At 60.4% G+C, this 14,745-nt stretch carries 16 protein-coding genes and 1 pseudogene; 5 read left to right on the forward strand and 12 right to left on the reverse strand.

Annotated features, from left to right (window positions below; all coding sequences use genetic code 11):
• Position 1 precedes the first annotated feature (1 nt).
• From QFI97_RS12320 to QFI97_RS12330, 3 genes are read right to left on the reverse strand one after another with little or no spacing between them, the layout of a single operon-like run.
• The gene (locus QFI97_RS12320) at positions 2–841 is read right to left on the reverse strand and encodes a carbohydrate ABC transporter permease (protein ID WP_095101900.1); all 840 of its coding nucleotides are present in this window, start codon (positions 839–841) and stop codon (positions 2–4) included.
• Positions 831–1,739, reverse strand: coding sequence for a carbohydrate ABC transporter permease (locus QFI97_RS12325; RefSeq protein ID WP_095101902.1), 909 nt, complete (start codon positions 1,737–1,739; stop codon positions 831–833). Before QFI97_RS12325 ends, QFI97_RS12320 begins: the two co-directional genes overlap by 11 nt.
• Positions 1,740–1,748: 9 nt before the next feature.
• Positions 1,749–2,996: an extracellular solute-binding protein gene (locus QFI97_RS12330; RefSeq protein WP_095101904.1), complete on the reverse strand. Its 1,248-nt coding sequence runs from the start codon at positions 2,994–2,996 to the stop codon at positions 1,749–1,751.
• 223 nt (positions 2,997–3,219) lie between these two features.
• Here QFI97_RS12330 and QFI97_RS12335 point away from each other — a divergent pair, with 223 nt between their 5' ends.
• Positions 3,220–4,392 (forward strand): ROK family transcriptional regulator, encoded by a 1,173-nt coding sequence (locus tag QFI97_RS12335; RefSeq protein ID WP_346431273.1) that lies wholly within the window; start codon positions 3,220–3,222, stop codon positions 4,390–4,392.
• A gap of 146 nt (positions 4,393–4,538) precedes the next feature.
• On the opposite strand, the gene QFI97_RS12340 is transcribed toward QFI97_RS12335, so the two are convergent.
• Together QFI97_RS12340 and QFI97_RS12345 are read right to left on the reverse strand one after the other, a co-directional pair.
• Positions 4,539–4,982, reverse strand: a complete 444-nt coding sequence (locus QFI97_RS12340; RefSeq protein ID WP_346431274.1) for a 6,7-dimethyl-8-ribityllumazine synthase — start codon at positions 4,980–4,982, stop codon at positions 4,539–4,541.
• Between the two features lie 49 nt (positions 4,983–5,031).
• A pseudogene (locus QFI97_RS12345) lies at positions 5,032–5,401 on the reverse strand (aminotransferase); the annotation flags it as partial.
• A 124-nt stretch (positions 5,402–5,525) separates the two neighbouring features.
• On the opposite strand from QFI97_RS12345, the gene QFI97_RS12350 reads away from it, so the two are divergent.
• Positions 5,526–6,509: a fatty acid desaturase gene (locus QFI97_RS12350; RefSeq protein WP_095101910.1), complete on the forward strand. Its 984-nt coding sequence runs from the start codon at positions 5,526–5,528 to the stop codon at positions 6,507–6,509.
• Entirely contained in the window at positions 6,502–7,302 is an 801-nt protein-coding gene (locus QFI97_RS12355; protein ID WP_095101912.1) for a phosphate/phosphite/phosphonate ABC transporter substrate-binding protein, read from the forward strand. Before QFI97_RS12350 ends, QFI97_RS12355 begins: the two co-directional genes overlap by 8 nt.
• Before the next feature lie 35 nt (positions 7,303–7,337).
• Here the strand turns inward: QFI97_RS12355 and QFI97_RS12360 are convergent, their stop codons facing one another.
• The 7 genes from QFI97_RS12360 to QFI97_RS12390 all read right to left on the reverse strand — a co-directional run bounded on the left by QFI97_RS12360 (position 7,338) and on the right by QFI97_RS12390 (position 13,342).
• The gene (locus QFI97_RS12360) at positions 7,338–8,678 is read right to left on the reverse strand and encodes an NtaA/DmoA family FMN-dependent monooxygenase (protein WP_346431275.1); all 1,341 of its coding nucleotides are present in this window, start codon (positions 8,676–8,678) and stop codon (positions 7,338–7,340) included.
• Between the two features lie 45 nt (positions 8,679–8,723).
• Positions 8,724–9,623, reverse strand: a complete 900-nt coding sequence (locus QFI97_RS12365) for an ABC transporter substrate-binding protein (RefSeq protein ID WP_095101915.1) — start codon at positions 9,621–9,623, stop codon at positions 8,724–8,726.
• Positions 9,624–9,722: 99 nt separating this feature from the next.
• Positions 9,723–10,391: an ABC transporter permease gene (locus QFI97_RS12370; protein ID WP_095101917.1), complete on the reverse strand. Its 669-nt coding sequence runs from the start codon at positions 10,389–10,391 to the stop codon at positions 9,723–9,725.
• Complete coding sequence (locus QFI97_RS12375; RefSeq protein ID WP_095101919.1) at positions 10,391–11,020, reverse strand: ABC transporter permease; 630 nt, start codon at positions 11,018–11,020, stop codon at positions 10,391–10,393. Before QFI97_RS12375 ends, QFI97_RS12370 begins: the two co-directional genes overlap by 1 nt.
• Positions 11,013–12,101 carry an ABC transporter ATP-binding protein gene (locus QFI97_RS12380; RefSeq protein ID WP_095101921.1) on the reverse strand — a complete coding sequence of 363 codons (1,089 nt, stop codon included), beginning with the start codon at positions 12,099–12,101 and terminating at the stop codon, positions 11,013–11,015. Before QFI97_RS12380 ends, QFI97_RS12375 begins: the two co-directional genes overlap by 8 nt.
• 178 nt (positions 12,102–12,279) lie before the next feature.
• Positions 12,280–12,600 carry an AzlD domain-containing protein gene (locus QFI97_RS12385; protein ID WP_095101923.1) on the reverse strand — a complete coding sequence of 107 codons (321 nt, stop codon included), beginning with the start codon at positions 12,598–12,600 and terminating at the stop codon, positions 12,280–12,282.
• A gap of 1 nt (position 12,601) precedes the next feature.
• Entirely contained in the window at positions 12,602–13,342 is a 741-nt protein-coding gene (locus tag QFI97_RS12390) for an AzlC family ABC transporter permease (RefSeq protein WP_095101925.1), read from the reverse strand.
• A 131-nt stretch (positions 13,343–13,473) separates the two neighbouring features.
• On the opposite strand from QFI97_RS12390, the gene QFI97_RS12395 reads away from it, so the two are divergent.
• Complete coding sequence (locus tag QFI97_RS12395) at positions 13,474–14,298, forward strand: helix-turn-helix transcriptional regulator (RefSeq protein WP_346432085.1); 825 nt, start codon at positions 13,474–13,476, stop codon at positions 14,296–14,298.
• Positions 14,299–14,421: 123 nt separating this feature from the next.
• A complete protein-coding gene (locus QFI97_RS12400) occupies positions 14,422–14,739 on the forward strand; it encodes a cupin domain-containing protein (protein WP_346431276.1) in 318 nt (105 codons plus the stop codon).
• Positions 14,740–14,745 lie beyond the last annotated feature (6 nt).

A 14,745-nucleotide genomic window follows, 5' to 3' on the forward strand; every position in this document is an offset into this window, starting at 1 on the left:
GTTATCCTTTACTTCCACCGTTAGTGAGGCCGCTGACCAGCGTTTTTTGTAACCAGATAGCGATAAACAGAGGCGGGACCGAGGCGAGAATACCGACGGCGGCCACCAGACCATCGTCGGTGGCGCGACCGGCGGTAAACCCGGCGATGGTGACCGGCAGCGTCTGGGCCGCGATATTGCTGGTAAACAGCAGCGAATAGAAAAACTCATCCCATGCCAGCAGCCAGCCAAACAGCGCCGAAGCGCCGAGCATCGGTTTCGCCAGCGGTATAGTGATGCGCAGCAGCACCTGCCACACCCGCAGCCCGTCGAGGCGCGCGGCCTGCTCAATATCCTGCGGCAGCGCGTCAAACTGGTTTTTCACCATCCAGGTGAGGAACGGCATAATCAGCGAGCAGTAGACCAGCACCAGCCCGCTGCGGGTATTGAGCAGGCCGAAATGTTCGAGAATAAAATACAGCGGCAGGACGAAGGCCACCGGCGGCACCATATAAATACCCAGACCGGCGTACAGCCAGCCGTCGCGGCCCGGATAGCGCGAGAAGCTAAAGGCGGCGGGCACCGCCAGCGCCAGCGAGACCAGCGTCGCCCCGGCGGCGACCAGCAGGCTGTTGCGCAGCGCGGGTAAAAATAGCGCCCCCGGCTCGCCGGGCTGCAGGGAGAGCAGGCGGCCGTAGCGGCTAAAGTCCCACTGCCGCGGTAGCCACTCCAGCGGGACGCGGGTCAGATCGGCGGGGGTGCTGACGCTCATCAAAAATAGCCACAGCATCGGCGCCAGAATCGACAGGGCGACCAGCGCCGCCGCCAGATAGCGCAGGAGAGTACGGACTTTACGCTTCATATTCAGTGCTCCGGCGGCGCTGGCGCAGCAGCATAAACAGATACAGGGCGATCAGCAGAGCGCACATCAGGGTCATCAGAATGGCGTAGGCCGCGCCGCTGCCCGCCCGCAGATAGCTGAAGGACTCCTGATAGACGAAAAAGCTGAGGGTTTTGGTGCTGTCGAGCGGGCCGCCGCGGGTCATCACGTAGATGATATCGAACACCTTGAAGGCGTCGATGGTCCGCAGCACCAGCGCCACGCCCAGCGGGGCGGCGATGGCCGGGAAGGTGATGGCGCGAAAGCGCCGCCACGATCCGGCTCCGTCGAGGCGCGCCGCCTCGTACAGATCCTCAGGAATGGACTGCAGCGCCGCCAGCACCAGCAGCGTGACCAGCGGATAGTTTTTCCAGATATCCGCCAGCATCACCGCATTCAGCGCTGAGTCCGGCGACCCCAGCCAGCTGCGGTAGCCGTCGATAATCCCCAGCTGGCTGAGCAGCGCGTTAATGCTGCCGTAGTCCGGGTTAAAGTTAAGCCGCCACATCATCGCGTTGACGATGGTCGGCAGCGCCCAGGGCAGTATCACCAGCACCCGCAGGATATTGCGTCCGACAAAGCGCTGATTGAGCAACAGCGCGACCAGCACGCCGATAACGCCTTCAATGGCGACGGAGACCACGGTAAAATAGAGCGTACGGGCAAAGGCGGCGCGAAAATCCGGGTCGGTCAGGGCATAGAGATAGTTCTCCAGCCAGACGTAGTTCGTCGCCTCACCGTTTCCCACCAGCGCGGTATCGGTAAAACTTAGCCACAGGGTGCGCGCCAGCGGCCAGGCCGTCAGCAGGAACATCGCCACCAGCATGGGCGCCAGCAGCACCCATGCCTGACGACGCTCGCGTTGTTGCAAACTCAGCATCAAAAGTCCTTAACGCAGGCGGGCCGCGCTTTTATCCACGGTCTGCATGGCGACTTCCGGGGTTTCTTTACCCTGAAGCACCGCCTGAAGCTGCTGCTGCAGGGTGTTGGAGAGCCGCGAATAGTCGGCGGTTTCCGGGCGCGACAGCATGACGTTCAGCGATTTGTCCGCGGCGACGATCAGGCTCTCCTGGCCCTGAGCGACCGCCGGGTCGTGGTAGGAGGATTTCCACACCGGCAGGCTGAGTTTGGCGTATTTATCCTGCACCGGCTGCGAGGTCAGGTAGTGGATATACTGCCACGCCTGCTCCGGGTGCTGGCTGGCTTTAGCAATGCCTAAGCCCATCGAGCCGTTGACGGCTCCTGCTTTATCCGGGGTATCGCCGGGGGCGGGAATAATGCCGACGTCGCCGGCGACTTTACTCTGTTTCGGGTCGTTGGCCATGTTGTACATATAGGTCCAGTTCAGCGCGAACGCCGCATCGCCGTTGGAGAAGGCTTTACGGACATCCTCTTCGAGATATTCGCGCGAGGCGGGGTTGGTCAGGCCGTCGTCCAGCGATTTCTTCATCAGCGTAACCGCTTTCAGCGAAGCCGGCGTGGAGAAGTCGAGCTTGCCGTCCTGGTAGAACTTACCGCCGAAGCCGGAGACGAGGGTGGTGTAGTCGCAGACCAGCGCTTCCGCCTGGGACCAGCTCCACACCAGCGGGTATTTCACCACGCCTTTATCTTTAAGAATTTTGGCGTCGTCCAGCACCTGCTGCCAGGTGGTCGGCACCTGCTTGATGCCGGCTTTTTCGAGCATGGCTTTGTTGTAGTAGAGATACTTGGTGTCGAGGATCCACGGCATCCCGAGGGTTTTGCCTTTGTAGACCACGGTATTCATTGCGCCAGGGAACACCTTTTCCCGCTCGTCGGCGGGGATCCGCGCCGAGACGTCCTGCAGCAGATCGAAGCGGCTAAACTCCGCCGGCCAGATGGCATCGAAGAGCACCACGTCATAGCCGTTACCGCCGGCACCGCGCGCCGCGACGATCTTGTCATGCAGCGCTTCATAGGGGACGAACTCAAGGTTGATTTTAATATCCGGATTTTGCTTTTCGAAGTCGGCGGTCATCGCACGAATATCGTTTTCGCTGTACGCCGCCTGGGTCATAAACAGGGCGTTGACCTGGGTGGCGGCCGCGGCCGCGCTGCCGCTGATGACGAGCATAGCCAACAGACCGGCCTTCACCCGAAGTGTGCTGTGGTATTTCATGTTGCTCTCCGCTGTACTGAGAAAAAAGGGATATGATTTATTAAATCAATTTGATTGATTTAATCGGGGCGACAATACAGCCGCAAGGTCATTCGTGGCCCTTGGCATAAGCGTAGCAAAGCTTGTGCCAGGCGAAAGTCCGCCCGAGAATGTGATTGCGGGATTTGTGACGAGGGCTAGAATTGCAGCATCAGGCGCCTGGGAAAGGCAAGGAAGGGAAAGGATGAAAACATCGGGAACAAACCTTGAGCACGCGCGGGTGCACAACCGGCGGGTGGTGATTGAAGCCGTGCGTCTGCACGGCAAATTAACCCGCGCGGAGCTGGCGCGCTTAACCGCGCTGACCCCGCAAACGGTCTCTAACATTGTCGCCGAGCTGCAGCAGATGGAGATCCTCACCAGCCACGCGCCGCGGCGGGCGGCGGGGCGCGGCCAGCCCGCGGTGCCGGTGAGCCTCAACCCTTCCAGCGCGTGGTCAATCGGCATTCATCTCGATCATCAAACGCTGATCGTGGTGCTGGTGGATCTCACCGGCGAGATCCATTTTCGCCGGCTCATTTTGGTGCAAAAGCCCCAGCCTGGTGCCACCTTTGCCCGCATTGGCGAAGTTATACAGCAGCTGCGTATGCTGCCGGGGCTCGACTGGGGCCGGGTGCTGGGAATTGGCGTGGTGATGCCCGGGCCCTTTGGCGTAGAGGGGATCTCCTCCACCGGGCCGACGACTCTGAACGGCTGGGAAGGCGTGGACGTCGAATCTGAACTGGCGCGGCTTAGCGGCCTGCCGGTCACCCTCGAAAACGACGCGACGGTGGCGGCCATCGGCGAGCGTTTTCACGGCGTTGCCCGCCATCTGAACTCCTTTGTCTATCTCTATATCGGTACCGGGCTGGGCGCCGGTATTTTTACCGACGGACATATTTATACCGGACATGCGCACAACGCCGGGGAGGTCGGGCATATCGTCGTCCAGCCGGGCGGCCGGACGTGCTACTGCGGCAATCAGGGCTGCCTTGAGCGCTATGTTTCGCTGCAGGCGGCCTACGAGTTTTGCGGTCTTGACCCCTATCGGGCGCTGCCAGAAGACCTGCTGGCGGTGGATGAAGCGCTGTTCGACCGCTGGATTGACAGCGCGCTGCCGCCGCTGCGCCAGGCGATCAACCTGCTGGAGTGCGTCTTTGATGCCGAAACGGTGGTGGTGGGTGGGACGATGCCGGCGCCGCTGCTGGAAAAAGTGCTGGCGCGCCTGCCGCCGCTGTATCAGTCGGTGCGCGGGCGCTACCTGACGGGGATGCGGGTGAAAATGGGGATGACCGGCACCGATACCGCCGCGCTCGGCGCCGCCGCGTTGCCTATTTTCGATGAGTTTAACCCGCAGTTCCAGGCGCTGATGAAGTAGCCCGGCGGCCGCTGTCGTGGCCGTCGGGACTAAAGCAGGGGATTGAGCAGGGCCTGCGCCGTCAGCTCGTCGGTGACTAGTGGAGCCCGGCTGCCCGCAGGCTCAGGGACTCGTCGCCGTCGGGAGGAGAGCTTAATTTCATCTTCTCAGGCTTTTGACAGCGGCAGACGATGGATCTGCAGTACCGCCTTCGCCGCTTCCTGGCCCTTTTTCACGAAGTGCTCGCGATAAAAATCGATAAATTCGGCGGCGGGCTGGAAGTTGTGCGGCGTCAGAGAGACCGAGAACATCGGCACTTCCGTCGCCAGCTGCGCCTGCATCAGACCGCTGACCACGGCCTGGGCCACGAAGTCATGGCGATAGATCCCGCCGTCAACCACCAGCGCGGCGCAGACGATGGCATCATAGTTGCCGCTTTTCGCCAGCCGCTGGGCCAGCAGCGGCATTTCAAACGCCCCGGGGACATCCCAGCTATCGACAGCGTATTCCGCCTGCTGACGATCCAGCTCCTGGCGGAAACCGGTCTCGGCCTGGCTGACGATTTCCGCGTGCCAGTTGGCTTTGATAAAGGCGACTCTTAACGATGGCATGACACACTCCTGTTAAACGGTCGGCATCAGGCGATGCGGACCCAATCATTTAGACCTGCAGATCCTCGACTCCGCTATCGATGTCGGGGCCGAAAAGGCCACGCTTTCAGCGATATCGGCGACAACCTGGCTATCGGTCGGTTCGCGTTCTTTAAAACTGAGCTCAAGGCAGATCTCGTTATCCTCGGCGCCGCCGCGTATGAGCGCGCCGGGCAGCGGTTCGGGTTGGATCCGTCCGTTAACATTATACTGTAATGTAAACGGTCGATGCCCGCCTTTATCCAACATGCTTTGTTTAATATGGATAATCGGCGAGTCGCGGGGGACGGTTTCGGCCCAGGCATAGGGGTCATAGTCGCGCGGGTCGGGGAGGTGACGTCTCCGCGGTCAATATCCGCCATCATCCGCATCGGCAGCGCCCTGCAAGCGCTTCGCCAAACTCGCGGTTCTGGCAAAGCTAAGTGATTTAAATACTTTGTTATTCTCCGTGTTATCTCACATCTTCGAAGGATAAAAGATAACGCGGAAACGGTATTTGCAGTAATGGCAAAAAAAACGTCTGTCTATTTGCACCCCCAGCAGCGCGACCTGATTCACCAGCTTTCACGCAGCCGCCTATGGCGCAGTGAACTTCCGACCTGGCTCCTGATTATCACCATCTACGGCGGCTGGTTCGCCACCCTCGCGTACTGGCAAACCCTGGGGCTGTTGCCGGCGACGCTGCTGCTGATCTGGTTTAGCGCCTGGTATATGTCTTTACAGCATGAGCTGATACACGGCCATCCGACGCGCTGGCCGCGGCTGAACCAGCTGCTGGGCATCCTGCCGCTGGCGGTGTGGTATCCCTACGGCCTGTACCGGGATTCGCATCTCGCGCACCACGATAATCACCATCTCACGATACCGGTCGATGATCCCGAATCCTACTATTTTACCGCCGAGAGCTGGCGGCGTTTCGCGCCCTGGCAGCGCAAGGTGATTCATCTGCGCAACACCTTTATCGGACGGCTGCTGCTGGCGCCGCTGCTGGATATTGCGCAAACGCTCGTCAGCGCATGGCGCGCTTTTCGCCTGCGTCAGAAGGCGGCGATGGCGATGTGGACTACGCACGGCCTGCTGCTGGCCGGCCTGTTTGCGCTGATGGCGCGCGTTGATTTTTCGCCACTCTATTTTGTCGCCGTCGTCAGCTATCCGGCGCTGGCGCTCACCAAGGTTCGCTCCTTCCTTGAGCATCGGGCCGCCGACGATCCGCTGGCGCGCTCGGTGATTAATGAAGCGGGGCTGCCGTGGCGCGTGCTGTTTCTTAACCTGAACTATCATTCAGTCCATCACGACCTGCCGGGGGTTCCCTGGTACGGATTGCGTAAACTTTATCTGCTCGAACGGGAGAACTACCGGCAGCGTAACCACGGATTTCTGGTGCGCGGCTATGGCGAATGGCTGCGGCGCTTTTTGTTCCGTGCGGTAGAGGTGAACGCCCATCCCGGCGTTAAAAAGCAGAGCGGCGCGGGGGAGAACCATGAGTAACGTTGTCGATTTTCCCATGTATGCGGTTAATCATGAAGAGACGCGGGCGCTGTGGCTGGCGTTGCGCGAGATCCTCGCGGCCCGCGGGGTGGCGGTGGAGGACCTGCCGACGCGATGGCCCCGGGATGAGCTGCTGAACCACTGGCGCGATCCGCAGCTGCTGCTGAGCCAGACCTGCGGCTATCCGCTGGTGACCCTGCTCCCGGAGGTGCAGATCGTCGGCTGTTTTCACTACGCGGCGGCGGGGTGTGAAGGCGTGAACTACCGCAGCCTGCTGGTGAGCCAGGCAGTGAATCAGCATCGGACGCTGGCGGATTTTCGCCAGCGGCGGGCGGTGTGTAATTCGCCAGATTCGCAGTCCGGCTACAATGCGCTGCGGAACATGGTGGCTCCGCTGGCCGAGAGCGGCCGGTTTTTTTCCGCCGTGCGCTGGAGCGGCAGCCACCGCCAGTCGCTGATTGAATTACAGCAGGGAACCGCCGATATTGCGGCGATTGACTGCGTCAGCTGGGCGCTGCTGCAGCGCCACGAACCGGCGCTGCTTGCCGGTCTGTGCGTTATCGGACGCAGCCCGTCGGCGCCGGGGCTGCCGCTGATAAGCAGCAAGGATACGCCGCCGGCGACGATTGCGCTCTTACGCGAGGCGCTGCATCAGCTGGTTAGCGGGGCGCAGTATCGGGATATTTGCGAGGCGCAGCTGATCGACGATTTTAGCGTCGTGACGCGCCAGCCGTATGCGCAGCTGCTGGCGTGGCGCGCTGAGGCGGCGACAAGGGGCGTGACCCGGCTGTAAGTTTGTGAAGGAGGCCGGGCCTCCTTCGGCGCGGGCTAGCGCGGATCGGCCGCAGCAAAGCGGTTTTCCGCCGCCGGTAGCCCGAGCTTCTCCCGCAGCGTGCCCGGCGGGTAGCTGGTGCGCATCGCGCCGTTACGCTGCAGAATCGGCACCACCTGGTCGACGAAGCGATCGAAATCCCCCGGCAGCAGCGGGAACATCAGGTTAAATCCGTCCGCCGCGCCGGCGCGCCAGGTGGCGGTCAGCGCTTCGGCGACCTCCTCCGCGCTGCCGATCAGCAGCCAGCTGTCGGAGCTTTGCAGCAGCAGGCGACCCAGCTGCAGAACGGTCAGGCTGGGATCGTAGTGGCGGATAAGCCGCAGCGCGGTGCGGATGCCGTCAAACGTCTCCTCGTCCGGCAGCGGCGGCAGGGGCTGGTCCGGCGAATGGGCGCTTAAATCCATCCGCAGATAGGATGAGAGCAGATCTATCGCCATCTGGTCGCTCATCAAACGCTCGTTAAGCCGCTGCCGCTCCTCCTTCTCGGCGTCGGAATTGACCACCACGGGCAGAACGCCGGCGATGATTTTAAAGTGCGCCGGATCGCGCCCGTAGCCCCGCAGCCGCTGATTCATCTCCTGACGATAGGCCAGGCCCTCTGCAATGGATTTAATGAACACGAAGTGCATATCTGACCACGCCGCGGCGAGGTTTTTCCCCGCCTCGGAAGATCCCGCCTGGACCAGCACCGGATGGCCCTGCGGCGGACGCGGGACGTTGAGCGGCCCGCGAACGTTAAAGAACTCACCGCGATGGTTGAGGTGGTGCACCTTATGCGAATCGGCAAACAGGCCGCTCGTTTTGTCATACAGCACGGCATCGTCCTCCCAGGAGTCCCAAAGCCGGGTGACGACATCGATAAACTCCCCGGCGCGCTGGTAGCGGTTGCCGTGCTGCGGAAGCTGGTCGAGGCCGAAGTTCGCCGCTTCCTCTTCCAGCCACGAGGTGACCACGTTCCAGCTCGCCCGGCCGTTGCTGAGGAAGTCCAGCGAGGCGAAATAGCGGGCAAGGTTGTAAGGCTCGTTGTAGGAGGTGGAGGCGGTGCCCATCAGGCCAATATGTTCGGTCACGGCGGCGAGGGCGGCGAGCAGGGTGATGGGCTCCAGGCGCGCGTTCGCGTAGTGGGTTAAGCCGCTGGGTACCGTATCCCAGATGGCGATGTGATCGGCGATGAAAATGGCGTCGAGGGTGGCGGCCTCGGCCTTCTTCGCCAGCTCCGCGTAGTAGCCGAGGGTGAAAATTTCTTTGCCCGGCGCCTGCGGATGGCGCCATGAGAAGCGGTAATCCCCCTGCGGATTAAAGAAAAACAGGTTCAGAATCATATGATTTTCAGACATTTTGCGGCTCGTTTCCTGTCATTGCCGATCCCTGGCATGGAGAGATTAGTGGCTTGCCAGATGGGTATTGACCCACTGTTCGGCAACCGCTGCCGGGTCTTTATGCTGCAGATCGACCTGCTGATTGAGCTCAATCAGAGCGGCGTTATTCAGCTTGCCGGATACCTCGTTCAGCACCTTGCTCACCGTCGGCGTGAGGCTGGCTTTACGCACCAGCGGCACCACGTTCTGGCTCGGCTGCTCGTGCTTATCGTCGGCCAGCACCACCCAATCCTCTTTCGCCAGGTTGCCCTGGGTGGAGATAACCGTCGCGACGTCGATTTTGCCGGAGTTGAGCGCCAGGCGGGTCAGCGGCCCGCCCATATCAAGAGACTTTACCGCCTTAAATTCGATTCCATAGACGCGCTTAAGACCCGGCAGGCCGAGCGCGCGTACCGCCAGCTCCGGCGGCCCGCCGATCGTCAGCTCATGAGCGATGGGCTGCAGATCGGAAAGCTTACTCAAACCGTATTTTTTCGCCGTGTCGGCGCGAACGGCCCACGCGGTAATCGAGGTTGCCGGCGAAGGCGTCAGCAGCGCGAAGTCGGCGGGCAGGGCTTTAGCAAGCTCGGCGCTGACATCGCTCTGGCTGGTGGCCAGGGTTTTACCGTCGTAATAGTTAAGCAGGGCGCCAAGATATTCCGGCACAATATCAATTTCGCCGCTCTTTAATGCCGGAATAATAATCTCGCGGTTGCCGAGATTAAGCCGAGTGCTGACCTCAATATTATTTTTCTTCAGCGCGCTGGCATAAATATTAGCGAGAATAGAGCTCTCGGTGAAATTAGCGCCGCCAATCGTGACGCTTTCCGCTAATGAGCTAAAGCTTAAGCTGAGTAAACCGACGGCTAACAGGGACAGGCGAAAACGGCGATGATGAAAAGGGAAAGCTAATATATTCTGCATAGTGCCTCGCTAAGTGTATAAATATCCGTGATGCGTTAAGCCACGGGTACGCTGCGGCCCGGTTGAAATATTCGGGACGCCGCTACGGGTGATAAAAAATTAATACTCCGGGGTGCTGACGGTATGGGTGAAGCGCCGGTCAATGAATGAAAAGAGCAGCTCGCTGCCGATGGCCAGCAGCGATACCACCAGCGAGCCGGCGATCACCTGGGGAATATCGCGCTGGCCGAGTCCGTCGATCAGAAACCGGCCGAGGCCGCCGAGCCCGGCATAGGCCGCGACGACGGCGGTGGCGATCAGCTGTACCAGCGCCGTGCGCATCCCGGCGAAAATAAGCGGCGCGGCCAGCGGGATCCGCAGCTGCCAAAGGCTTTGCAGCGGCGTCATGCCCAGCGCTTTCGCCGCATCGCATAGCTGGCGGTCGGCATGATAGATCCCGACCCAGGCGTTGGTGAGAATCGGCGGAACGGACATGGCGACCAGCGCGGCGAATAGCGGAATATCGTTAAAGCCAAATAAAAGAATGCACAGTAAAATTAATCCTAGCGCCGGAATAGCCCTGCCGATATTAAATAAGTTAATGATTATAAAGGCGCCTTTTCGCCAGTAGCCAAGAGCGATCCCCGTGGGCAGGGCAATGGCCGAGGCGATCAGCATGCTCAGCGTAACGTAATAAATATGCTCCCGCAGGCGCACCAGGATACCGCTGTCGGTGAGCCAGTGTTCGGGCTGTAAAAACCAGCCCAGCGTTGCCTGTATGATGTCCATCAGCGTGCCCAGGGCGTAATCCAATAGCCTACGCGGGCTATCAGAGAGTCAAATAACAGCGACAGCGCGAGGCTCAACGCCAGGCTGACAATGACAGGAGTGATAAAATCCTGGTTAAACCCCGCCAGCAGCAGCTGCCCCAGCCCGCCCTGGCCAATGAGCGCGGTCACCGTCACCAGACCAACGAGGGTAACTGAGGCAATGCGCAGACCGGCAAAAAGCGACGGCGCCAGCAGATGCAGCTCGATATCGAAAAAACGATAGCCGCGGGTGTAGCCCAGCGCGCGGGCCGACTCCAGCACCGCCGCCGGCAGCTTCTCGATGCCGGCAAGGGTGTTGCGCAGCAGGATCAGCAGGGAATAGAGCGTCAGGCCGATGACTGAGGTGGTCAGCGACAGGCCGGTAAACGGCAGCAGTAAAATGAACAGCGCCAGCGAGGGGATCGTAAACAGGACCCCGCAGAGATAGAGCAGTGGCTGTGCGGCCTTCGGCCAGCGCAGGGTCAGGATAATCAGTAATCCCGTCAGCAGGGTGCCAAAAAACAGCGAGATAACCACCAGCTGCGTATGCTGCCACAGCAGCGCACCAATCATCATCCGGTTGTCGACGATCCACTGCCAGTCAACCATAACGACGAATTTCCACCAGACCATCCAGCACGTGCTGGAGCAACGAGTGCGAAATGGCGCCCTGATATTTTCCGCTGCTGTCGACATGCACCAGCACGCCGCCCGGCGCATCCAGCAGGGCGCTGTAGGCAAAACGCAGGCTATGCAGCGCGGCCAGCGGCTGGGTGACAGGCAGCGAGATTCGCCTGTGCGGGTCGAACCACTGCAGCGGGCGCTGGTGCTTATCGAGGATCAGCTGCAGCGAGCTGCTGAGCGTCGGGTGGCTGCTGGCGATAGGCGTATATTGCTCATCGACCAGCGCCACGTCATGGCGCGGAAGCTGGCCTACCTGAATCATGCCCAGCCGCTTGAGGTTGGGCTCGGGGCCAATAAAGCGGCGGACAAACTCGCTGGCCGGGTGCGATAAAATATGGTCAGGGGAGGCAAACTGCGCCAGCACGCCGCCCTCCTCGAAAATGGCAATTCTGTCGCCCAGGCGGATGGCCTCGTTAATATCGTGCGTCACCAGCACGATCGTTTTATGCAGGCGCTGCTGGAGCAGCAGAAGCTCGTCCTGGAGGCGCTCGCGCACCAGCGGGTCGATAGCGGCAAAGGGCTCATCCATCAGCAGCACCGGCGGGTCGGCCGCCAGCGCCCGGGCGATGGCGACGCGTCCCTGCTGCCCGCCGGAAAGCTGGTGCGGATAGCGCTCAAGGAGCAGGCGGTCCAGCGACATTAAATCGACCAGCTCGGCAATGCGCGCGCGGATCTGCGTTTTGCTCCAGCCGAGCAGACGCGGCACCGTAGCGATATTTTGCGCCACCGTGCGGTGCGGAAATAACGCCGCGCTCTGCATCACAAAGCCAATTTTGCGGCGCAGCTGGATAATATCGCTATCGGCTATTTTTACTCCCTGAACGTAGACGTGACCGGAGTCCGGTTTATCGAGCTGATTAATCATCCGTAATAGGGTGGTTTTACCGCATCCGCTGGGGCCAACAAAGGTGCACAGTTCGCCGCTATTAATCGTCAGGTTAAGATTGCTAATTGCCGCATGCGCGCTGCCGGGGTAGGTCTTATGGATATTTTCGAGTTTAATCATGTGCCGCCGTCGCGCCCTGAAGTTTATTTCATGGAAAGCATGAATAAACTACAAGCTACAGAGGCGGTGATTAACGAGCAAATATGATATTTGCATTTGCAATGCCGCTATTTGAATTTAACGCGTTGGGTAAAACTGATAATGAAAAGGCCACGCGGAGCGTGGCCGAGGAGCAGAATTAAAGCAGCAGGTAGCTCAGTGCGGAAAAAGCGACCATCCCCGCAATCACCGTGGCAAACAGACTACGGGTGAGTACACCGGCCACCGTCGCGGCGGCGGCGGCCAGCAGCGAAATACTGATGCCCGAACCGCTCAGCGCCGGCTTGCCGAGCAGCTCCGCGGCGATAATTGCCGCCATAATGGCTGACGGAATAAAGCTCAGCCACTGCTGGAGAACCGGCGCCAGGCGAAATCGCGAAAGCAGTAACACAGGTACCGTGCGCATCAGCGCGGTGACCAGCGCGGAGGCGAGAATGGCAAGGATGATATTTCGTTCCATCTTATTTTTCCCCTTTAGACGACAGGCGCAGCCCGACCGTCGCCAGCGTTGCCGCGACCGATGCCGCCACGATGACCACCACGCTCATATCGGTGTGCCCGGCGGTGAACAGCGTGATGACCACCGCCGTCGCAATGCTGAAGGCCTCCAGCGCCTTGCGTCGGCTGGCAAACCAGATCATCAGCACCAGCCCGATAAACATCGACACCAGGCTGAAGCTCAGCCCCTCCATCAGCGACGGCGGAAGGGCGGAGGCTAATCCTGCGCCCACCACGCAGGCGAGGATCCAGTTCAGCCACGCGGCGACGTTAAGCCCGAGCATCCACGCGTAGGGCACTTTGTTGTGCGCGCTGCCGCGCTGGACCGCGACGCCGAAGGTTTCGTCGGTCAGCAGCAGCCCGCTGATAATTTTTTGCCCGGTGCTGTATTCCCGAAAGAATACGCTCATGGCGGAGCTCATCAGCAGGTAGCGGAGGTTCACCAGCAGCACGCTCAGCACCACCGAGGCGACTTCGGCGCCCGTGGCCCACAGCGAATAAAACAGGAACTGGGCGGAGCCCGCGTACAGCGCGCTCGCCAGTAAAGCCGTCTGCGCGGTGGTGAACCCGGATAATGTGCCGATCGCTCCGGCGGCAAACCCAATGCTCCAGTAGCCGGGAATTGTGGGCAGGCAGGCGATAATGCCCGCGCGAAACTCCGCCGCTGCCTCATCCCTGGGCGAGGTCTTCTTGTTCATCAACATCAAATAGTCCCGAATTGTGCATCACTGAATGATAATCTTAAGAAATCCCGAGGATCGCTATAGTAAAATCCTGCTCATTGATTGAAATAGCAATATTGCGCAATAAAAAGGGTACCGGCATGGTGAAAGAGATGCGGGATGATATCAAGCTCTGGCGGGACAGCGAGCTTCACGGCGGGATGGAGATCCTCCGCGCCTCCTGCTACGAGCACAGCTATCCGCCGCACTTTCATAATGAATATGTGATCGCCGCTTTCGCCCGCGGGGCCCAGCGCACGCGCATCTGCCGGGAGCGCGGTATCGCGGCGGCGGGGACGGTGATGGTGATCATGCCCGGCGAAGTGCACACCGGCGAAGCGGTACAGCGCGATGAAGGCTGGGATTACTGCGCATTTTATCCTTCGGCGCAGCTGATTGATGAGGTGGCCGCAACGGTACTCACCGGCACCGGCGAGGTCCATTTTGGCGGCGAAGGGATGCGGCACGATCCGCTGATGGCCCGCAGCATGCTGCAGGCCTCCGCCGTGCTTGGCGCCAGCCGCGACCCGCTGGAAAAAGAGTGCCTGATGTACCAGGTGCTGAATATGCTGGTGGGGCGCTATGCCGGACGTAGCGCCCGCGGCGGCCGACGGGACGCGATCCGCGCCGATATTCGGCGCGCCATCGAGTTTTTACACTGTGCTTATCAGCAGCCGCTGGCGGTTAAGGAGATTGCCGGGGTTGCCGGGCTGAGCGAGTTCCATTTTATGCGCACCTTCCAGGCGCAGACCGGGCTATCGGTCCACCAGTACCTGACGCAGCTGCGCCTGGTCAGAGCCAAAGGGCTGCTGGCGAAAGGCTTCGGCGCCGCGCAGGTGGCGACGGACGTCGGATTTTACGATCAAAGCCACCTGATTAAATACTTCCGCCTGCATTTCGGCATCACGCCCGGCGCCTTTGCGACCTCATCGATATAGGCCACCTGTCAGACTCTCCCCGGCAAAGCGAATGATTTTGCGTATGCAACTAACATATCCGCATTTGCGCGACGGCGCCGATCGGTTATTTATTGCGGCTGGCATTCCCTGCAGGAGGCATTGATGGAGATTAACTCTGTTTACCGGATCGCCGCCGGACTGGAGCAGGTCTGGCGCTCGCGGGTATTGGGAACGGTAGGCAATAGCGCAATAAAGGTCATAAAAATGGGCGGCGAGGGTATCGCCCCCGAAGCGCATGCTGATTTCGACGAACTGCTGCTGGTGCTGGAAGGGGAGCTTCCGCTGGTTATTGACGGCAGGCGGTTCAACCTCGCTGCCGGCGATTACTGCTTTGTGCCGAAGGGCGCCGTGCACCACGTACCGACCGGGAGTTTCGGTACGCTGCTGCTGGTTGATATCTGGGACGCGCCCCTGTCTTAATCGCTG

The organism is Klebsiella scottii (genome assembly GCF_036561945.1).
GTDB classification, from domain to species: domain Bacteria; phylum Pseudomonadota; class Gammaproteobacteria; order Enterobacterales; family Enterobacteriaceae; genus Klebsiella; species Klebsiella scottii.